At 73.3% G+C, this 20821-nt stretch carries 15 protein-coding genes; 9 read left to right on the top strand and 6 right to left on the bottom strand.

The window, feature by feature from the left end; all coding sequences use genetic code 11:
* Nucleotides 1–2: 2 nt before the first annotated feature.
* The 3 genes from nagA to ptsP all read right to left on the bottom strand — a co-directional run bounded on the left by nagA (nt 3) and on the right by ptsP (nt 5531).
* Nucleotides 3–1094, bottom strand: coding sequence for an N-acetylglucosamine-6-phosphate deacetylase (nagA, locus tag WME76_RS24460; protein ID WP_437954693.1), 1092 nt, complete (start codon nt 1092–1094; stop codon nt 3–5).
* Nucleotides 1095–1098: 4 nt separating this feature from the next.
* Entirely contained in the window at nt 1099–2838 is a 1740-nt protein-coding gene (gene nagE, locus WME76_RS24455) for an N-acetylglucosamine-specific PTS transporter subunit IIBC (RefSeq protein ID WP_437954692.1), read from the bottom strand.
* Nucleotides 2839–2930: 92 nt separating this feature from the next.
* Nucleotides 2931–5531: a phosphoenolpyruvate--protein phosphotransferase gene (ptsP, locus tag WME76_RS24450; RefSeq protein ID WP_437954691.1), complete on the bottom strand. Its 2601-nt coding sequence runs from the start codon at nt 5529–5531 to the stop codon at nt 2931–2933.
* A gap of 437 nt (nt 5532–5968) precedes the next feature.
* Here ptsP and WME76_RS24445 point away from each other — a divergent pair, with 437 nt between their 5' ends.
* Together WME76_RS24445 and WME76_RS24440 are read left to right on the top strand one after the other, a co-directional pair.
* Nucleotides 5969–7546 carry a glycosyl hydrolase family 18 protein gene (locus WME76_RS24445; RefSeq protein WP_437954690.1) on the top strand — a complete coding sequence of 526 codons (1578 nt, stop codon included), beginning with the start codon at nt 5969–5971 and terminating at the stop codon, nt 7544–7546.
* Between the two features lie 205 nt (nt 7547–7751).
* On the top strand, nt 7752–8117 hold the full coding sequence (locus WME76_RS24440) for a nuclear transport factor 2 family protein (RefSeq protein ID WP_437954689.1): 366 nt from the start codon (nt 7752–7754) through the stop codon (nt 8115–8117).
* Between the two features lie 205 nt (nt 8118–8322).
* Here WME76_RS24440 and WME76_RS24435 read toward each other — a convergent pair whose 3' ends face one another.
* Complete coding sequence (locus WME76_RS24435) at nt 8323–8826, bottom strand: anthrone oxygenase family protein (protein WP_437954688.1); 504 nt, start codon at nt 8824–8826, stop codon at nt 8323–8325.
* Between the two features lie 53 nt (nt 8827–8879).
* Entirely contained in the window at nt 8880–9257 is a 378-nt protein-coding gene (locus WME76_RS24430; protein WP_437954687.1) for a DUF1428 domain-containing protein, read from the bottom strand.
* A 181-nt stretch (nt 9258–9438) separates the two neighbouring features.
* Here WME76_RS24430 and WME76_RS24425 point away from each other — a divergent pair, with 181 nt between their 5' ends.
* Nucleotides 9439–10440 (top strand): hypothetical protein, encoded by a 1002-nt coding sequence (locus tag WME76_RS24425; protein ID WP_437954686.1) that lies wholly within the window; start codon nt 9439–9441, stop codon nt 10438–10440.
* A gap of 482 nt (nt 10441–10922) precedes the next feature.
* On the opposite strand, the gene WME76_RS24420 is transcribed toward WME76_RS24425, so the two are convergent.
* A complete protein-coding gene (locus WME76_RS24420) occupies nt 10923–11510 on the bottom strand; it encodes a Uma2 family endonuclease (RefSeq protein WP_437954685.1) in 588 nt (195 codons plus the stop codon).
* A gap of 142 nt (nt 11511–11652) precedes the next feature.
* Between WME76_RS24420 and WME76_RS24415 the strand changes: the two genes are divergently transcribed.
* From WME76_RS24415 to WME76_RS24390, 6 genes are all read left to right on the top strand, one after another.
* Nucleotides 11653–16347 carry an nSTAND1 domain-containing NTPase gene (locus tag WME76_RS24415; RefSeq protein ID WP_437954684.1) on the top strand — a complete coding sequence of 1565 codons (4695 nt, stop codon included), beginning with the start codon at nt 11653–11655 and terminating at the stop codon, nt 16345–16347.
* Nucleotides 16348–16443: 96 nt separating this feature from the next.
* Nucleotides 16444–16968: a hypothetical protein gene (locus WME76_RS24410; protein WP_433926964.1), complete on the top strand. Its 525-nt coding sequence runs from the start codon at nt 16444–16446 to the stop codon at nt 16966–16968.
* Nucleotides 16949–17326 (top strand): hypothetical protein, encoded by a 378-nt coding sequence (locus tag WME76_RS24405; RefSeq protein WP_437954683.1) that lies wholly within the window; start codon nt 16949–16951, stop codon nt 17324–17326. Before WME76_RS24410 ends, WME76_RS24405 begins: the two co-directional genes overlap by 20 nt.
* A gap of 17 nt (nt 17327–17343) precedes the next feature.
* Nucleotides 17344–19830 carry a SpoIIE family protein phosphatase gene (locus WME76_RS24400; protein WP_437954682.1) on the top strand — a complete coding sequence of 829 codons (2487 nt, stop codon included), beginning with the start codon at nt 17344–17346 and terminating at the stop codon, nt 19828–19830.
* A gap of 129 nt (nt 19831–19959) precedes the next feature.
* Nucleotides 19960–20451, top strand: coding sequence for a hypothetical protein (locus WME76_RS24395; protein WP_437962155.1), 492 nt, complete (start codon nt 19960–19962; stop codon nt 20449–20451).
* Complete coding sequence (locus tag WME76_RS24390; RefSeq protein WP_437954681.1) at nt 20432–20809, top strand: hypothetical protein; 378 nt, start codon at nt 20432–20434, stop codon at nt 20807–20809. The genes WME76_RS24395 and WME76_RS24390 overlap by 20 nt, the downstream gene beginning before the upstream one ends.
* Nucleotides 20810–20821: the final 12 nt, after the last annotated feature.

Below are 20821 nucleotides of genomic sequence, written 5' to 3'. Positions count from 1 at the left end.
GGCTACTCAAGGGGCTCTCCTTCCACGAGGACCCGCCGCAGGGCGAGATCCTCGTCCACGACCAGCAGATCGGCGAAGCAGCCCGGCGCGACGCGCCCGCGGTCCGCGAGGCCGAGGTGCTCGGCCGGGAACTGGCTGCAGCGGCGCGACGCCTCGGCCACGGAGAGCCCGAGGCCGACCAGGTTCTTGAAGGCCTGGTGCATCGTCAGGCAGCTCCCCGCCAGCGTCCCGTCGGCGAGCCGCACGCTGTTCTGGCACTTCGTGACCGCGTGCGCGCCGAGCTGGTACGGCCCGTCCGGCATCCCCGAGGCCGCGGTGCCGTCGGTCACGGCGTAGAGCCTCGGGATGCAGCGCAGGGCGGCCCGGATGGCGCCCGGGTGGACGTGGACGAGATCCGGGATCAGCTCGGCGAAGTCGCCGTGAGCGAGGGCCGCCCCCACCGCGCCGGGCTCGCGGTGGTGCAGCCCGTTCATCGCGTTGAAGAGGTGGGTGAAGCCGCTCGCCCCCGCCGCGAGGGCCGCCGCGACCTCCTCGTAGCTCGACAGCGTGTGCCCGACCTGGATCCGTATCCCGAGGCGTGACAGCTCGCGGATGAGCTCCAGGTGGCCGGGTAGCTCCGGCGCGAGGGTGAGCACGCGGATCGGGGCGATGGCGTGGAGCGCGCGCGCGGCGTCGAGGTCGCCGCTCGTCACGCACGAGGGCTGCGCGCCCAGCCGACCCGGGTTGAGGAACGGGCCCTCGAGGTGCACGCCGAGGACGCGCGCCTCGCCGCGGCGGCGCGCGTCCATGGCGGCCCGGATCGCGCGCAGGGCGAGGGCGATCTCCGTCATGGGGGCCGTCATCGTGGTGGCGAGCAGGCTCGTGGTCCCGGTCGCCGCGTGCGCGCGGGCCATCGCCCGGGGCGCGTCGCCTCCCTCCATGACGTCCCGGCCGCCGCCGCCGTGGACGTGCAGATCGATGAAGCCGGGCAGGATCCGCGGCCCTCCGGCGGGCCCGGAGATCGGCGCGCCCTCGACCTCCTCGACCCGCGCGCCGAAGCGCACGCGCCCGCGGAGCCAGCCGTCCGGCGTGAGGATGTTGCCCTCCAGATCCACGGCATCACCCCTTGAGCTTCTGCTCGAGCGCGGCGGCGTAGCGCGGCGCCTCGGGGCCGACCAGCAGGTGGACGACCCGGTCCGGGAGGCGCATCACGCCCTTCACGCTCGCCGCCTGGAGCGCCGCCTCGTCGACCGACGCGTCGTCGGCGAGCTCGACGCGCACACGCCCGCTCGAGAACCCCTCCACGGACACGACGTTGGCGGCGCCGCCGAGCGCCGCCAGCCAGCGCTCGACCCGCGCCGAGAGCGCGGCCGACGCGCCCTCGCGCGCGGCGCTCGCCGCCTTGCGCACGCCCGACGCGGCCGGCGCCGCCGCCGACGCGGCCGGCGCGGCCGGCGCGTCGACCCGGGGCTCCCGCATCGCCCCCATCTCCCGCGCGACCGACTCGGCCATCGGGCCGAGGATCACCTGCAGGCCGTCCGTGCCCGGGCGCACGACGCCCTTCGCGCCGAGCGCCTTCAGGTCCGCGTCCTTCACGAGATCGCGGTCGACCATGACCAGGCGCAGGCGGGTGATGCAGGCGTCGAGCTCGCGGATGTTCGCGTGGCCCCCCAGCGCCCGCAGGAGCTGCCCGGCGAGCCCGCCGTCGGCCTCGGCCCCGGCGCGGGGCGCGCCCCCGGCCGCCTCCGCGGTCGCCGCCGCCTCGCGGCCCGGCGTGGCCAGGTTGAACCGCTCGATGCAGACGACGAAGAGCCCGTAATAGACGACCGCGTAGGCGAGGCCGACCGGCACGATCATCCAGCCCTTGGTCGAGAGGCCGTAGTTGAGCGCGTAGTCGATGAACCCGGCGGAGAAGCTGAAGCCGTGCTTGACGCCGAGCACGTCGAGCAGCGCCAGCGAGATGCCGGTCAGCACGGCGTGGACCGCGTAGAGCGCCGGGGCGAGGAACATGAACGCGAACTCGATCGGCTCGGTGATGCCCGTCAGGAAGGCGGTCAGCGCGGCCGAGAACATCACGCCGAAGGTGGCCTTGCGGTTCTCCGGGCGCGCGGTCCGGTAGATCGCCAGGCACGCCGCCGGCAGGCCGAACATCATCACCGGGTAGAAGCCGGCCATGAACGCGCCCGCCGAGGGATCGCCGGCGAAATAGCGGTTCAGATCGCCGGTCACCACGCCCTTCGCGCCCTCGAACGAGCCGACCACGAACCAGGCGAGGTTGTTGAGGATGTGGTGCAGCCCGGTCGGGATGAGCAGGCGGTTCAGGACGCCGAAGCTGAAGGCGCCGATCGGCCCCGAGGCAACGATCCAGCCGCCGATCGCGTCGATGCCGGCCTGCACGGGCGGCCAGACGAAGCCGAGCACGAGCGCGAGGGCGAGGCTCGCGCCGCCGGTGACGATCGGCACGAAGCGGCTGCCGCCGAAGAAGCCCAGGAACGCGGGCAGCTTCGTGTCGCGGAAGCGGTTGTACATCGCCCCCGCGAGGACGCCGGCGAGGATGCCGGCGAGGACGCCCATCTTGATCTTGTCGTCGATGGTCTTCACCCCGCCCGTGATCACCAGGTAGGCGATCATCCCGGAGAGCCCGGCCACGCCGTTCCGCTCGTGCGCGAGGCCGACGGCGATGCCCACGGCGAAGATCAGCGCCAGGTTGTCGAAGATCGCGCCGCCGGCCTGGGCGACGAACGCGACGTCGAGCACGTCGGGCTGCCCCAGCCGGAGCAGCAGGCCCGCGACCGGAAGCACCGCGATGGGCAGCATCAGCGCCTTGCCGATGCGCTGCAGCTCGTTGAACCCTCTCATTCGAAGCTCCTTCTCCCGTGGGCGGGGCGGCCCTCGCGTCGCGCCGGCGACGGCCCCCGGCCCGCATGCTGCGGCGGAATGACGGATGACGCTCAGCCGGGGCGCGCGCCCGGCGAGAGCAGCGCCCGCACCTCGGCGGCGGTCCCGAGATCGAGCGCGGCCTTCGCGATCTCCCGGCACCTGGCGGCGTCGAGCTCGCGGATCTTCGACTTCACCTCCGGCATCGCCTGGACGCTGACGCTGAGCTCCGTCACGCCGAGGCCGATCAGCACGGCCACGGCCTCGGGATCGCTCGCGACCGCGCCGCAGATCCCCACGTGGCGCTCGCGCCTCTGCGCGGCCTGCACGGTCGCGTCGATGAGCCGGAGCACCGCGGGGTGCAGCGCGTCCTGCCGGCCGGCGAGCCGCGGGTGGGTGCGGTCCATGGCCAGCGTGTACTGGGTGAGATCGTTGGTGCCGATCGAGAAGAAATCGACCTCCGCCGCGAACCGATCGGCCTGGATCGCGACCGACGGCACCTCGACCATCACGCCGAGCTCCACCGGGGGCGACCCGGCGCGCCGGCGCTCCTCCTCGAGCACCTGCTTCGCCTCCAGGAGCTCGTCGAGGCTCGAGACCATGGGCAAGAGGACGCGGTGCGCGCCCCGGACCCGGGTCGCGAGGACCGCGCGGAGCTGGCTGCGGAGGATCGTCGGGTGGAGCGCGCCGATGCGCAGGCCGCGGATGCCGAGGAGCGGGTTGTCCTCGGCGGGCAGCGGCATGTACGAGAGCGGCTTGTCGCCGCCGACGTCGAGCGTGCGGATGGTGAGCGGGCGATCGCCCAGCGCGTCGGCGATCGCCTGGTAAGCGGCGGTCTGCTCGGCCTCGGTCGGCGCGGTGGCGCGATCGAAGAACATCAGCTCGGTGCGCAGCAGGCCCACGCCCTCGGCCCCGAGCCGGACGGCCGTGCGCGCGTCGTCGGCGCTCGCGATGTTGGCGAGCACCGCGACGTGGACGCCGTCGCGGGTCACCGCGCGCTCCGCCGCGGCCGCCTCCTGCCGCGCGCGCAGGGCCCGGCGCGCCCCGAGCCGGTCGCGGTAGGCGTCGAGCTCGGCGTCGGTCGGGCGGAGCAGCAGCGCCGCCTCGTCGACGTCGAGCGCGTCGAGCACGGCCGTCGCGCCCGCCTCGACATCGAGCAGCGCCCCCGGGGCGCCGACGAGGTACGGCACGCCGAGCGAGCGCGCCAGGATCGCCGCGTGCGAGGTGGTGCCGCCGAGCACGCTGACGAGGCCGGCGACCCCCTGGTCCGCGAGCCGCACGACCTCGGAGGGCGTCAGGGTCTCCGCGACGACGACGCTGCCCGCCGGCGCGGCCTGCGCCTCGTCGCCGCCGGCGAGGTGCCGCAGCGCGCGGCCGCCCACGTCGCGCAGATCGTTGGCGCGCGCGGCGAGCAGGGGGTTCGACTGGCCCGCGAGCTCCCTGTACGACGACATCACCGCCTCGCGCCACGCGAACGCGGCCGACTTGCCCTCGACGATGGCGACCTCGGCGCGCGTGATCACGTCCGGATCGTCGAGCATCGTGAGGTGCGCGCTGAAGATCTCGGCCTGCTCGGCGCGCTTGCCCGACCCGGCGACGAGCAGCTTCAGCTCGAGCCGGGTGTGCGAGAGCGCCTTCTGCAGGCGCGCGAGCTCCGCCTCCGTGTCGGTCGCGTGCTCCTCGACCTCGACGGCGAGCGGGTCGATCTTGCAGACGGGGCCGATGGCGAGGCCGGGCGCGGCGCTCACGCCGTGGAGGCGCCGCGGGTCGTCGGTCGCGCGCGCCGCGCGCGGCGCGGGGGCAGGGGAGGCGGGGGCGGCGCGCTCGGGCGCGGCGGTCGTCGCGCGCGCGGCGGAGAGGTCCTCGCCGAGCCCGCTGCGGACGAGCTCGACGAGGCGCGCCACGGCCCGCGCCGCCTCGCTGCCGCTCGCGACGATGCGCAGCTCGGCGCCCGGGCCTGCGCCCAGATTCAGCAGCGCGACGACGCTCTTCGCGTTCGCGTTGCGGCCGGCGAGCTCCACGCTGATGGCGGCGGCGAACGACCTCGCCTCGCTGGCGAGCACCGCGGCCGGCCGCGCGTGCAGCCCGTGCGGGTTGGGCACCGCGACGACGGCGGACGTGACGCCGACCGTTGCCCGCGGCGGCGGCCTGGACGCGCCGGCCTCGCCCGCGCTGGACGCCCGCTGCGCGTCGTCCGCGGCCTTCCGTCGGGGGCCCACGCTCATGAGGCGGCTCGCGCCGGCCGTGGCCACGCCGCTCGCGCGCTCGACGATCGCGCTCGTCTCGCCGCTCAGGAGGATGATCTGCGTGAGCAGGCTGGGCGCGTTGCGGAGGATGTGATCGGCGTCGAACTCGAGCAGCGCCTGGCCCGCGGAGACCCTGTCTCCCTGGCTCACCAGCGCCGTGAAGCCCTCGCCCTTCAGGCCGACGGTGTCGATCCCCACGTGGATCATGAGCTCGACGCCGCCCGCGGCGCTCAGGGTGATCGCGTGCTTCGCCGCGTGGAGCTGGGTCACCGTCGCGTCGCAGGGGGCGAGCAACGTGCGGGTGGTCGGATCGATCGAGATGCCGTCGCCGACCACCTTGTCGGCGAAGACCGGGTCGGGGACCGACTCGATCGGGACGATGGGACCGGAGAGCGGTGAGAGGAGCGTCAAGAAGTCGCCGGGGTGCATTTCGGCGGCGATCCTACCCCGATGCGCCTCGGTCGGTTCCTGGCTGGGGAGCACGATGGTTCCGTCCACGGATCCGCAGAAGAGCAAGCGTCGTGCCCCGGATCTCGACCGCGCGCTGCTCGCGGGATGATCGAAGAAGAGCGCTGAACCGGGCCATCGCCGCGCGATCGAGCGGATCGCTGGGGGGCGATCCGGGGGCTCTCCCGCGATCGGGGGGATCGCACGGCGATCTCCGGGATCACCCCCCTCGATGGCCGGGGTGGCCGGGCGCGATCGCGGCGCGCCTCCTCATGGCGGCGCTCGAAACGGGGGTGCCGCGGGGCCGTGGCGCCGAGCGTCGGTGTCACCGCCAGGACCGGTACGCCAGTTGCTCATTGCGTTTGCAACGTTTGGAACAACCGGAGACCGGGACACCGGCACACCGAAGGAGATCAGCCATGAAGCTTTCCTCACGCACGACCCTGCCGATCTTTGCTGTCATGGCCCTGGCCGCCTGTGGCGGACTCGATGGCGGAGATGGCCTTGGCCCCGATGGAGCCGAGATCGACGCGACGGAGCAGGCCGCCACCGCCGCGTGGGCGCCGTACACCGCGTATGCGGTCAACTCCCAGGTGACCTACGGCGGTGTCACCTATAGCTGCATCCAGGCGCACACCTCTCTTCCGGGGTGGGAGCCGCCGATCGTCCCGGCGCTCTGGAAGGTGGTCAGTGGTGGCACGAGCACGAGCGCCAGCACGACGAGCACGACCAGCGCTGGCGCGGGCGGCAGCGGCGGCGCCGGCGGCAGCGGCGGCAGCGGCGGCGCCGGCGGCGCCGGCGGCTCGGGCGGCTCGGGCGGCAGCGGCGGCGGTTCGGGCGGCGGCGACAGCGGCGGCAAGAAGGTGATCGGCTACTTCGCGGAGTGGGGCGTCTACGGCCGCAACTACCACGTCAAGAACATCGACACGAGCGGGTCGGCCGCCAAGCTCACGCACATCAACTACGCCTTCGGCAACGTGGTGGGCAACCGCTGCCAGCTCGGCGACACCTACGCTGATTACGACAAGGCCTACAGCGCCGCCGACAGCGTCGATGGCGTCGCCGACACCTGGGACGCGGGCGCGCTCCGCGGCAGCTTCAACCAGCTCCGCAAGCTGAAGCGGAAGCACCCGCACCTCAAGGTGCTGATCTCGCTCGGCGGCTGGACCTGGTCGGCCGGCTTCTCCGACGCCGCGCTGCCCGCGAACCGCGCCGCGTTCGTCTCGTCCTGCGTCGATCTCTTCATCAAGGATCCCCGCTGGGCCGGCGTGTTCGACGGCATCGACGTCGACTGGGAGTACCCGGCCGCCTGCGGCAGCACCTGCAACCAGCGCCCCGAGGACACCCAGAACTTCACGGCGCTGCTCGGCGAGTTCCGCAATCAGCTCAACGCGGTGCGCCCCGGGCTGCTGCTCACCATCGCGGCGCCCGCCGGACTCGACAAGATCGACAAGATCCAGGTCGGCGAGATCCACCGGCACCTCGATTTCATCAACCTGATGACGTACGACATGCACGGCGCCTGGGAGAGCACGACGAACTTCCACTCGCCGCTCTTCAACTCCGGCTCGAACCCCGCGAAGGCGCTGAAGTACAGCACCGACGAGGCGGTCGCGGCCTGGCTGAACGGCGGGACGCCGGCGAGCAAGCTGGTGGTCGGGGTGCCCTTCTACGGCCGCGGCTGGACGGGCGTCGCCAGCGTGAACCAGGGCGTGTGGCAGTCGGCCGCCGGCGCCGCGCCGGGCACGTACGAGGCGGGCATCGAGGACTACAAGGTCCTGAAGGCCAAGGGCCACCCCGGCTTCACCCACCCGGACACGAAGGCCTTCTACACCTTCAACGGGACGGAGTTCTGGAGCTACGACAACCCGGCGTCGCTCGGGGTCAAGATGCGCTACATCAAGGACAAGGGCCTGGGCGGCGCGATGTTCTGGGAGCTGAGCGGCGACACCTCGAACGGCGAGCTCATCTCCGCGGTGAAGAGCGGCCTGCGCTGACGGCCGGCGCCGCGCCGGGCAGCGGGCCCGGCGCTCCCTGAAGCCAGCTCACCCCCGCCGGCGCGCGCTGCGCCGGCGGCCGGCGGGGAGCGAGCGACGAGCAGCCGCTCGCGCATGGTTCCGTCCTCGCCGAGCTGGCCGAGGCCACCACGACGAGATTGACTTTCGGGTCGTATCTGGATTTCCTCGCCCCGCTATGAGAAGCATGGTCGAGGTCGCGGTGAAGACCTACATCGACGCGGCGAGCGAACGGGATCCAGAGAAGCGGGCAGCGATGCTCGAGGCGTGCTTTGCGGCGGACGGGCGCGTCGTTTCACGCAGCCGCGAGATCCGAGGGCGAGCAGCGGTCGCTGACGAGATCGCGAAGCTGCTTGCGGACCCGCTGCTGGTGCGAATCCGCATGCTCAGCGTCATCGAGACGGGGAACACCACATTTCGATTCCGCTCGGTCGTCGAGCGTCGTGATGGCAAGAATTTCGAGTTCTTCGATGCTGGTGAGGTAGACGCTACTGGCCAGATCTCGCTCCTGCTCACGTTCGCCGGCCCTCTACGTGAAGCCGCTGACCCCTGACGATGGGTCGGCAGGAACGCTGCTGGCAGCCCGTAGCACGACGATTCATCCCACGTCGCGCTGAGTCGTTGATACAGCCTCACTTATCCCGCGGGCCGGTCGATCGAAGTCCACGTCGCCCATGTGAACGCTCACAAGATGCCCCGTCGACATCCTCACGGAGCCTCGCGCGCGAGCGACAAGGGCCTGCCTCTTGGGGGCCGCGTCAGGGCGCTCCCGCGCTGCCTCGCAGCCAGAGCCCGACCGTCAGCGCGGCGGCGGCCAGGAGCGCGGCGGCGGTCCGCACGTGGTTCCCTGCGGTCCAGCTCGTGATGTAGTCCGCCCACAGCCTCGCGCTCTCGGCGTTCGCCGGGTCGACCGCGGCGAGCGCGTTGTTGCGCGGCACATGGAACGTGAGCGTCTCGATGAACGTGCCGGCCACATAGAGCAGGCCGCCGGCGAGCGCCCAGCCGGCGCCTGGCTTCGCCCACGTCAGGAGCGCCGCGATCGCGAGGAGGACGCATGTCGCGGCGGTCCCCGTGAACACGCCGAGGAAGACGGGGTTGAGCACCACGACGTTGATGGATTGCATCGCGGCGATGCCCTGCGCGGGCGGCAGGCGGGCCAGCGCGCCCATGACGAAGGTCGAGAAGGCGAAGAAGGTGCCGGCCATCAGGCCGCTGCCGAGCGCCGAGACGAGGGTCAACGTGAAGAAGATGCTGTCGGGCATGAAGCCTCCCGCGCGAAGCTTTGGTGCCGCCGGACGCAATCGCAATTGCCGCATCAGGGGACGGGACGCTGGCGATTCCCTTCGCCCGAGTCGAAGAGGACCGCGAACCCGCCCCAGATCATGCGCTTGGCGTCGAACGGTGCGCCCTCCATCTGCATGCGCGGGTCGTTGCGCATCTTCTCGTTCGCCTGATCGCGCACCTCCTTCGACGGCCACTCGATCCAGGAGAACACGATGGTCTCACCGGGCTCGGCCTTCACAGCGCCCTTGAAGTCGGTGATCTTGCCGTCCGGGACATCATCGCCCCAGCACTCGACCACGCGCGTGGCGCCATACTCTCTGAAGAGATCGGCGGCCTGCGAGCAGACCTCGCGATAGGCTGCCTTGTTGCCCGCGGGGACCGGAACCACGAATCCGTCGATGTAGCTCATGCGCGCGATTATGCGGATTGGCGGCGAGCGACGTCAAGGAGGAGGCGCGGGGCCCCGCCGCTGGAGCCTCGCCGGCGCACGCGGACACACGTCTACAGCCGCCCGCCCCCGAAGCTCCGCGAGCAGCACGGGCGCGCGCCAGGAACGATGGAAACCGCGCGGCGCAAATGGCAATGCGAGCATGGTTGCCTTTCTGTGCTATCCGCTGCCGGGTATGCACTTCCGCTTCGATCAGCTCGGCAAGAACATCCTCCGTGATTTCTTCGGGCTCGTCGGCGCCGCCGAGACCGAGGTGGAGGTCCCGGCCGGCGATGCGCAGCGGATCGACGTCTGGCACGTCCCCGATCCCGCCCTGCTGGTGGCTCACCCCGAGATCGAGCCGGGGCTGTTGCGCTCGATGGCGGTCGAGCCCGGGATGGTGGAGGTCTTCAGTCAGGCCCTCGACGCGGCCGAGCTGCACGAGTGCCTGCGCAAGCGCTACCAGTGGCATCACACGCTCGAGCTGCGGGCGGAGCGGCGGCTGCCGCTGCCGGCCGCGTGGCTGCTGAGCGCCGGGCGGCCGGACGGCGTGCTGCGCGGCTTCGGGTTCGCGCCGGATGCTGCCGGCCCGGCGGGCCTGTACGCCCCGGCGGCGGAGTGGCGGGTGCAGGTCGTGGTGATCGGCGAGCTGCCGCGCGAGCGCGGCACGGTGCTGTTGCGCCTGCTCGGCTCGGCACGGGTGCGCCGGATGGCGCTCCGGGACCTGACCGAGCTGCCGGGGGACGCGTGGGAGCGGCGGGTGGCGCTGCCGTGGCTGGTCCGGTTAAGCTTCGAGGTGCCGGCGGCGCTCCTCGCGGGGCTGCCGTCCGAGGAGAGGGATTTCATCATGGAAACCCGGGAGTGGTACGAGCAAACGCTGAAGCAGGCGGAGGAACGCGGGATCGAGCGCGGGATCGAGCGCGGGATCGAGCGCGGGATCGAGCGCGGGATCGAGCGCGGGATCGAGCGCGGGATCGAGCGCGGGCAGCTCCGGATGACGGCTCGGCTGTGCGCCATGCGCCTCGGGCGGCCGCTCGCCGAGGCGGAGCAGGCGGCGCTCGCGTCGCTGCTGGATCGGCTCGGGGAGGAGAGGGTGGGTGAGGTGGTGCTCTCCTTCTCCGTCGAAGCCCTGGCTGCGTGGCTCGCGGATCCGAGCGCGCGGTGAGCCGCGCGCGACGCTCGCTTCGATCGTCGCGTCAGGACCGCCGACGCGCAGGCCCGGAGGGATTGTACGCCGCGGCCGCGGAGCGGGAGATGCGCGCGCCAGCTGCCGCAGGCCCGTGACGATGACCGCGGGTCCGGTCGTGTGCGCAACCCTGTTTCTCACCTTGTGCAGGTCGTCAGCTCAGTTTGCGCACGGCTCCTGTAACAGCGCTCCTCGGCAGTTGGGGGGGCTCGACCATCAAAATCCGTGCAACAGCAGCACTCTGGCTGCTCGATGGATAGGTCGAGCGAGGAGAGCGCTCGCTGGTTCGAATCCGGAGAAGCGAGCGAGAGCGGCGCTGGCGAGGGCGGCTGTGATGACGAGGAGGGCGAGGACGAGGAGGCGCCCGCCGAGGAGCGCGCCGCGAGCCCGAAGGGATCACCTGGGAGGCGCTCCGGGGCCAGCCCTCGTGCGCGCGGAGGCCTGTCGAGCGCGAGGCGGCGTCAGCGTCCCGTGCTGGTGGCCTCGAGCACGCCCCGGTACACCTCGTCCACGGCGATGTCGCACCCCACCGACGACAGCGCAGCGCGATCGCCGGGGCCGTAGACCCGGAGCACCCAGCTCCCATCGGCCTGGCGCGCGAAGACCTCGACGCGAGGCGCCTTCTGCGACGCCAGGACGACCTCCCGGATCGACGCCACGGTCTGGTAATGCGCAAACTTGTCGCCGCGATCGTACGCCTCGCTCGAATCGGAGAGCACCTCGAGCACGAGGACCGGGTTCAGGAGCGTGTCGCGCCGCTCATCCTCGAACTCGGGGCGACCGCAGACGACCGAGCCGTCCGGGTAGACGTAGCGATCCGAGGCGGGGATCTTGATGCGCATGTCGGAGTTCAGCGCCATGCACCCGCGCTCGCCCAGCGCGTTGCCGAGCAGCCGGCCGATGTTCGCGGCGATGGCGCTGTGCTCGAACGTGCCGCCGGACATCGCGAAGAGCTCGCCGCCAGCGTACTCGTGCCTCACCTCCGATGCGCGCTCGAGCTCGAGGTACTCCCCTGGCGAGAGCTTTCGTCGCGGTGCCGCCACGCCCATGCGCGACAGTGTCGCGTGCCGGGCTGGAGATGTCCACGCGCAGGCAGGCGAGCCGCTGCGGGCGCGCGTGGGGCAGCCGGGCTGCGCGCTGCGCCGCGAGACCGCCCACCTCCCGCCGCGCCGGTGATACCGTCGTCCCGCGATGGATCGCACGCTCGTCGACGAGGGCAGCTCCTCCCGCGACCCGGGCGCCGTGCCGCTCCCCCCGGGCGGCCTCGGGCACGCGCCCGGCGACGTGCTCGACCGCCGCTACCGGCTGCGCGTGCGCCTCGGCCGCGGCGGCTTCGGCGACGTGTGGCGCGCCGAGGAGCTCCTGCCCGACGGCGCCCCGTTCCGCGAGGTCGCCCTCAAGCTCCTCTGCTCCGACTTCGCGACCGCCGCGGACTGGGCCGACGAGGCCAAGCTCCTCGCCTCGTTCCGCCACCCCTCGCTCGTCACGATCTACGCCGCCGGCATCCTCCACGGCGCCCCGAGGACCCCGTTCGTCTCGATGGAGCTCCTCGAGGGCCGGAACCTCGCCGACCTGATCCGCTACCGGCGCCGCATCCCCTGGCGCCGCGTCGTGGCCTGGGCCCGCGACGTCGCCGGCGCGCTCGACGTCATCCACGCGCGCGGCGTCGTCCACCTCGACCTCAAGCCCGCCAACCTGTTCCTCACCCAGGACGGCGCCCTCAAGGTCCTCGACTTCGGCATCTCCCGGCGCGCCGGCGCCCCGCCGGGCGGCCCCGCCTCGCGCGCCCCCGGCGCGCCCCCCGCCGTCAGCCTCGGCGCCGGCAGCGGCAGCGGCCCCGCCGCCGGCAGCGGCCCCGCCGGCAGCGGCAGCGGCCCCGCCGCCGGCAGCGGCAGCGGCCCCGCCGCCCCCAGCAACGACCTCGGCACCGCCGCCTTCCTCGCCGAGCGCGACGTCTACGCCTCCACCCGCCGCGCCTTCGCCGGCGCGGACAGCCCCGCCGCCGCGCGCAACGTCATCGGCACCCCCGGCTTCATGGCCCCCGAGGTGCTCGAGATGGCCGAGCCCACCGCCGCCACCGACGCGTACGCGCTCGCCGTCTGCATCGCGCAGCTCACCACCGGTCGCCTCCCGCACGACGTCCCCGACGAGCCCGACGACTGCTCCGACCCCTCGAGCGTCACCGCCTGGTGGACCGAGCTCCGCAGCGCCACCCTGCGCGGCGCCATGCGCGACCTCGGGCGCGACCCCGCGCGCCTCCCGCGCGGCCTCGTCGCCCTCCTCACCCGCCTGCTCTCCGTCGACCCCGCGCACCGCCGCGTCGCCCCGGGGCGGCTCAAGCAGCTCCTCGACGAGGTCTGGGAGCGCCCCCACGGCGTCCCCGACCGCCCGTACCGCGGCCTCGACCCCCTCTCGTCCACCGACGAGGGCCTCCTGTTCGCCCGCGACGACGACACAGCGCGCCTCGGGCGCGAGCTCGAGTTCGAGCCGTGCGTCATCCTTCAGGGGCCGCGCGGCTCCGGCAAATCCTCGCTCGCCTCCGGCGGCCTCGTCCCCCACCTCGCGCGCCGCCACGCCGACCACAAGGACGACTGGATCGAGGCGCGCCTCACCCCCGGGGACGACCCCGACCGCGCCCTCGCCCGCGCCCTCGCCGCCGTCTCGCCCGACCTCGAGACCGCCGACCTCGACGCCCTCACCCGGTTCTGCATGGCGTCCGCCGTCGGCGTCGCGCTCGTCGTCGACCCCATCGCCCCCCTCGGCGGCGGGCGGCTCGCCGCCCTCGTGGGCGCGCTCGCCACCGGCGAGGCGCGCCGCGGGCTCCGCCTCATCGGCGTGCTCGACGAGGCCGACGAGCGCGCCGCCGCGCTGCTCGCCACGCCCGCCGGCGAGGGCCTCCGCGCCGCGCTGCGCTACGTCGGCCTCCCCGCCGCCGCCGCCGTGACGGACCTCGTCGCCGGCCCCGCCCGGCTCGCCGGCGTCGAGGTCCGCGGCCTCGCCCAGGTCGCCGCCGAGGTGCAGCGCGAGCTCCGGGGCGGCGGCGCCGCGCTCTCGTTCGTGGCGCTCGCCCTCGCCGACTGGTGGCAGGCGCGCTCCAGCGACGCGCGCGGCGCGCTGCGCGGCGAGGTCTGGCAGGAGCTCGGCGGCGTGCGCGGCGCCCTCGCGCGGCACGCCGACGCCGCGCTCGCCGCCCTCGCCCCGGACGACCGCCCCATCGCCGACGAGGCGCTCCTCCGCCTCGCCGCCGTCGACGGCTCGCGCGTCCGCTGGGTCGAGGCCGAGCTCGTCGAGGCCGTCGCCGCCCCGCCCGCCGACGTCGAGCGCGCCCTCGGCGCCCTCGAGCGCGCGCGCCTCCTGAGCCGCCGCGACGGCGCCGTCGAGCTCGCCCACGAGGCGCTCGCCTCGAGCTGGCCCCACCTCGCGTCCACCCGCGCGCGGCACATGGACCGGCTCATCCTGCTCGAGCGGCTCCGCGAGGCCGCCGACGTCTGGGACCGCTCCGGCGAGCACCCCGACTTCCTCCTGCGGCGCGACCTGCTCGATCAGATCAGCGCCGGCGCGACCGACGTCGCGCGGCTGCCCCGGCGCGAGCAGGCCCTCGTCCGCGAGAGCCTCCGGCGCGCCCGCGCCCAGCGCGCCCGCAAGCTCGGCGCCGTCGCCGCGCTCGGCCTCGCTCTCGGCGCGGCGTTCGCGGCGGAGCGGTGGGTCGCCGCGCGCCAGGCCAGCGTCGAGGCGGCGCGCCGCGCGGCCGAGGAGCGCGCCGACCTCGCCGAGCTCACCGGCAAGGCGCGCCGCACCGAGGACCCGTACCACCGCGCCGCGTGGATCACCGCGGCCCTCGCGCGGCGCGCCGACGACGCCGCGCTGCCGCTCGACCTCGCGACAGCGGTCCTCGACCTGCCGCGCGCGCACTTCCTGACCGTCGACAGCGCGGTGGGCCCGGCGCTGCCGTGGGACGACCGCTGGGTCATCGCCGGCGGCCCCGGCGGCGCCCTGCTCGTCGCCGACCTGCGCCCGCCCGATCCGCAGGTCATCGACGACGTCCCCCTCGACGCCGACCCGGACAGCGTGACGCGCGCCAGGTCCCCGCGCGTGCTCGCCCTCCGGCCCCACGACGCCCCGCACGTCGAGCGGGCGCCGTTCGCGTTCGACACGGCGCTGGCCACGCGCTCGGTCACGGGCGAGGTCCGCGTCTTCCGGCTGCGGGAGGGCGGCACCGTCGCGCTGGCCGCGGTCGCGCCCGTGCGCTGCAGCAGCGCCGTGCACGCGGCCGAGGCCGCGCCCGTCCTCGCCTGCTCGACCGACGGCGGCATCGCGCGCTGGGACATGCGCCGCGGCGCCGGCGCCGATGCCGTCGACCGGCACCCCTTCCGCGGCAACGTGCTCGGCGTCTCCCCCGACGGCGCGCGCGTCGCGGCGGTCCTCGGCCGCCGGGCGCTGCTCTGGGGGCCGGACGCGGGCGCGGGCGCCGAGATCACCCTCGCCGTGCCCGCCGTGCTCGGGCGCTTCAGCCCGCGCGACCCCGTGATCGCGCTCGTCCAGCAGGGCAGGACGTCGATCTACGCCTTCGACCGGCCCGACGCGCCGCTGCTCGAGCTCGACACCGACCCGGCGCCCGCCTCCGCGCGCTGGGACGCGGGCGGCCTCGATCTCGGCGTCTGCGGCGGCGGCGCCGGCGCCGGCGGCGCCTGGCACTACCTCCGCAAGGGCGGGCGCGCCGCGGCCGACCCGCCGCCCGAGGGCTCGCCGTGCGAGCCGCCCCCGGCCCCGCGCGCGCCGCGGACGCTGCGCGCGCGCGGCGAGGCGTCCGACGTCGCCGAGCGCGACGTCGGCCCGCACGTCCTCCTCGGCGCGTGGCGGCTCCCCGACCGCCGCGTGCTCACGCGCGACCTCGTCCTGTTCGACCCGGGCCCGCCCGCCGCCGAGCGCCTCCTCCGGTTCGAGGGGCTCGATCCGCAGGGCGGACCGGAGATCCGCGACGCGAGCGCCTCGGCCGCCGCCGTGCTGCGCGGCGGCGGCGCGATCGCCGTCCAGCTCGGCGCCGAGGTGCGGCTCTACAGCGAGGCCTCGCGGCGCCGCACCGCCGCGCGGCGCGGTCATCTCCTGCGCGCCTGCGACGACGGCCGCCTCCTGTCGTACCGCCGCGACCAGGGCATCTGGGCGCTGTTCGACGCGGCGACCGACCAGCTCGTCGAGGCGGTGCCGAGGGCGCCCGCGTTCGTGCTCGGCGTCGACGCGGCCTGCCGCACGCTGTTCACGCAGGAGCTCGACGGCAACCTGGTCGCCACGTCGCTCCGCGACCTCTCGTCGCGCACCATCGCGGTGACCGACGGCTACGTCTACGAGGCGCGCCCGAGCCCCGCGCGCGGCGACGTCGGGCCCGGGCTGCTCCTCGCGTTCAGCTCGGGCGCCGTCGCGCGCATCGACGAGGCGCGCGGCGAGGTGCGCGTCCTCGGGTACGCCACGCCGCGCGCGACGGCGATCGCGGACGGCCCCCTGCCGGGCGACGTCGCCTTCGCCGACGCGACGGGCGTCGTCGTGGTCCGCCGCGCCGGCGTCGCCGAGCGGGTGCTCGACGGCGTGACCGGGGCCGAGTGGGAGGACATCGCCGCCGCGCCCGACGGCGAGACCCTGCTGCTCTCGTCGGCCGACCGGCTCGCCGTGCTCGACCTGGAGCGGCGCGAGATCGTCGGCGCCATGCCGTCCGAGGGCCGCGAGCGGCTCGCCCCCTGGGACGCCGAGGGCTCGGTGCTCTCGTGGTCGTTCGGCCGCGTGGGCGGCCCGAGCGGCCTCGTCGTCCCCCGCGGCCTGCCGCTCGCGCAGCGGGTCGGAGAGGCCGTGTCGAACCTGAGGGCCGATGGCAAGCGGCTCGTCGCGCGCCAGTAGCTCAACGCGGCTTGTAGGGCGCCCGCTCACCTGCGGGATCGCGGGCGGGTCGAGGGGATTGGATCCGCCCGCGAAACGCCGTACGCTGCTTCAATCGTGTCAGCGCCTGAGCCGAGCCAGAATGCCTCACTGTTCCTGTGCATCACGTTCTTCCCGAGCGAGCGGCTGGCCACCGCGGTGCTGCGGCTCGTCTCCAGCTTCTGCGGGATGGTGCTGGACGACGCGAACGTGAGCTCGAGGTTCTACATGGCCGCGCACGAGCTCGCCGAGAATATCACCAAGTATTCGGCCGGCCCCAAGGTCAGCCTGGAGCTCGCGCTCGAGGAGGGCGAGAGCTCCTGTATCATGAAGATCCGCGCCCGGAACGAGGCGTCTCCGGAGCGGCTGCGCGAGGTGGAGCGGCGCCTCCTCGAGCTGAAGACGGCGGCCGATCCGGTGAAGCATTACGACGATCTCATCACCGAGACGGCGATGGTAGAGGGGGTGTCGGGGCTCGGCCTCGCGCGGGTGCGCGCCGAGGGCGGGCTGGACGTGGACTACAAGATCGAGGGAAACGAGCTCACGATCATCGCGCACGCGCCGGTTGGGAGGTGGAGGGTAGATGAGAAGCTTGAGGGTTGAGCCCGTCGTCACGGAGAGCTTCGGGATCGAGCCGGCCCTGAGGGACGACTCCCTCGGCGTCAAGCTGACCGGCACGGGCGACATGTCGGCGGTCGCGCCGCTCGGCCTGTTCCTCAAGGACCTTCAGGCCGAGGCGGCGCGCCTGCGCGTGAGCGCCATCGAGTTCGACGTGAGGGCCCTTTACTTCCTGAACTCGAGCTGCCTGAAGGCGTTCATCAGCTTCATCTGCGGCCTGCCGGCCCTCGGGCTGCGGTGCAAGGTCCAGTTCGTGACGGACGCGCGGCTCGGCTGGCAGCGGCGGAGCCTGACGGCGCTCGAGCGCATGTCTCCGGATCTCGTCTCGATCACCGAAAGTTGACCCGAGAGCCGCAGGCCATGACGAAGAAGCGCCGGACGATCGCCCTCCTGATGGACTACGTACGAGGCGAGTACCAGTCCGAGGTGCGCTTCGGGGTCGAGCGCGCCGCCGAGACGCACGACGTCAATCTCCTCGTCGCCTTCGGAGAGACGCTCGCGCTCCCCGGATCGAACGCGTCGGCGCAGAACAGCATCTATCACCTCATCGGCCCGGAGACGGTCGACGGCGTCATCCTCGCCTCGACGACCCTCTGCCACCACGTCGGCATCGAGGGCATGCAGCGGTTTTGCCGCGCCTACGCCCCGGTGCCCGTCTGCAGCATCGGGATGGCGATCGACGGCGTCCCGAGCCTCGTCGTCGACAACGCCCTCGGGATCGAGCTCTCCGTCAGGCACCTGGTCGACGAACACGGACGTCGGCGCGTCGCGTACATCGGCGGGCCGGCCAACAACGAGGAGGCGGACGTGCGCGCCACCGCGTACTGGCGGGCGCTCGCGGAGCGATCTCTGCCCTTCGACGAGCGGCTCTTCGCGTTCGGCGCGTTCACCCTCGACACCGGGCGCATCGCGATGCGCGAGATCCTGGAGCGCGGGGTCGAGTTCGACGCCGTGGTCGCCGCGAGCGACACCATGGCCCTCGGGGCGATGGAGGTGCTGGAGGCGCGCGGCATCAGCGTCCCGAAGGACGTCCTCGTGTGCGGCTTCGACGACGTGGCCATCGCGCGCTTCACGAAGCCGTCCTTGACGACCATCTGCCAGCCCATCAAGCGGCTCGGCGCGCGCGCCGTGGACACGCTCCTGGGCATGATCGACGGCGCCCCCGTCGCGGAGCGCAGCCTGTTCCCGGTCGAGCTCGCGCTGCGCGAGTCCTGCGGCTGCGGCTACCAGGCCGAGACCGCGGGCGCGTCCTCCGGCATGGCGCGGCGCGCGCCGCTCCCGCCCCCGGGCCAGCGGGCCGACCTCGAGCGCCTCCTCGAGAAGAGCGTCGCGATCCCGGCCGGCTCGCTCCGCGGCTGGGCCGGCGCGCTCCTGTCGGCGCTCGAGGAGGACCTCGCCGGCGGAGAGGCGGCCGAGGGCAGCTTCCTGCGCGCGCTCGAGGCGCTCCTCGACGCGGCGGGGCGCGAGGGGGCGACCCTCGAGCACTTCCAGGGCGTGATCTCGCTGCTGCGCGAGCGGTTCCACCCCGGGCCCGGGGAGCGGCGGGACGCCGCGCTGGAGGAGGCGCTCGAGCGGATCTGGCACGGGGCGCGCGTCGTCATCGGCGGCGCGTCGGTGCGCGCCGAGGGGCAGAAGCGGCTCAACGTGGAGCTCGCGTCGCTCTACCTGAGCTGGAGCGCGCGGAGCTTCTCGACCTGCCTGAGCCTGCCCATCCTGCGGCGCATGATGGCGTCGGAGCTGCCGAGGATGCAGTTCTCGCGGGTCGCGGTGTCGCTCTACGACGACGCGCACCGCGCCGTGCTGAAGCCCCTCTTCCTCCTGGAGGACGGCGTCGAGGTGGATCCCCCTTCGGTCCGCTTCCCGGCGCGCAGCCTCGCGCCCCCGGGGTTCTTGAAGGACGGCGAGCGCTGGAGCATGGTCGCGCTCCCGGTCGCCTTCGGCGACACGGAGAAGTTCGGCGTCGGGGTGCTCAACAGCGGCGCGAACGAGCTGGTCTATGACGCGCTCCGCCTCCAGCTCGGCTCCGCGGTCAAGGCCGCGGCGCTGCACTGGGAGGTCGTGCGGCAGGTGGAGCTGCGCGAGCGGCTCGAGCAGGAGAAGGTCCGCCAGGAGAGCGTCGTCGCGGCGCGCATCCAGACGACGCTTGTGCCGCCGCTGCTCTCGGTCGAGGGCCTCGATCTCTGCGCGGTCATGAGGCCGGCCGCCGAGGTGGGCGGCGACTACTACGATGTGCTCGCGACCCCCCGGGGCGGGTGGCTCGGGATCGGCGACGTCGCGGGGCACGGCCTCGCGGCGGGGCTCGTGATGCTGATGATCCAGAGCATGATCTCGGCCCTCACGCGCAGCGATCCGGACGCCAGCCCGGGCGAGCTCGTCTCCGCCGTCAACGCGGCGGTGTACGAGAACGTGCGCAGCCGCCTGAAGCGGGACGAGCACGCGACGCTGCTGCTCCTGCGGTACGAGCGGAGCGGCCGCGTGACGTTCGCGGGGGCGCACGACGACATCATCGTATGTCGCGCGCGCACGCGGCGTTGCGTGTGCATCCAGAGCTCCGGCGTCTGGATCGGCGCGCTGCCCGTCATCGACGCGATGACGCGAGACGCCGAGTTCCTCCTCGAGGACGGGGACGTGCTCGTGCTGTACAGCGACGGTGTCACCGAAGCGCGCAACGCGCACCGCGAGCAGTTCGGCCTGGAGCGGCTCTGCGCCACGATCGAGTCCGCGCAGGCGTCGCCCGTCGAGGCGATCCGCGACCGCATCCTGAGGGACGTCGACGGCTGGTGCCCGAGCCCCGATGACGACATCACGGTCGTCGTGGCGAGGTACAGCGCCCCGCGCCCGTTGTGATGCGGGGCCGCCGACTCTCCTACATGAGCGCCATGTTCCGTCCCGCGCGCAGAAGAGATTGGATCCGGATCGAGAAAGCCGTACGCTGATCCAATCGTGCCAGTGTCCGAACCGAGTCAGAACGGCTCACTGTTCTTGTGTATCACGTTCTATCCGACCGAGCGGATGGCCAACAGCGTGCTTCGGCTGGTGTCCAGCTTCTGTAGCATGGTGCTGGACGACGCCAATGTGAGCTCGAGGTTCTACATGGCCGCGCACGAGCTCGCGGAGAACATCATCAAATATTCCAGCGGCCCGAGGGTCAGCCTCGAGCTCGCGCTCGAGGAGCGCGAGAGCTCGTGCGTCATGAAGATCTGCGCGCGGAACGAGGCGTCTCCGGAGCGGCTGCGCGAGGTGGAGCGGCGCCTCTTCGAGCTGAAGACGGCGGCCGATCCGGTGAAGCATTACGACGATCTCATCACCGAGACGGCGATGGTAGAGGGGGTGTCAGGGCTCGGCCTCGCGCGGGTTCGCGCCGAGGGCGGGCTCGACGTGGACTACAAGATCGAGGGAAACGAGCTCACGATCATCGCGCACGCGCCGGTCGGGAGATGGAGGGTAGATGAACAGCTTGAGGGTTGAGCCGGTCGTCACGGAGAGCTTCGGGATCGAGCCGGCGCTGAGGGACGACGCCCTCAGCGTCAAGCTCACCGGCACGGGCGACATGGCGGCGGTCGCGCCGCTCGGCAGCCTCCTCAAGGAACTGCAGTGGGAGGCGGTGCGCCTGCGCGTGAGCGCCGTCGAGTTCGACGTGAGGGCCCTTTACTTCCTGAACTCGAGCTGCCTGAAGGCGTTCATCAGCTTCATCTGCGGCCTCGCGGGCCATGGGCTGAAGTGCAAGGTCCAGTTCGTGACGGACGCGCGGCTCGGGTGGCAGCGGCGGAGCCTGACGGCGCTCGAGCGCATGTCGCCGGAGCTCGTCTCGATCACCGACACCTGACCCGAGAGCCGC

The sequence above is a fragment of the Sorangium sp. So ce119 genome, from assembly GCF_051524405.1.
Lineage (GTDB): Bacteria > Myxococcota_A > Polyangia > Polyangiales > Polyangiaceae > Sorangium > Sorangium cellulosum_G.
Note: the sequence above shows the minus strand (reverse complement) of the source record. Positions and strands in the feature narration are given on the sequence as shown.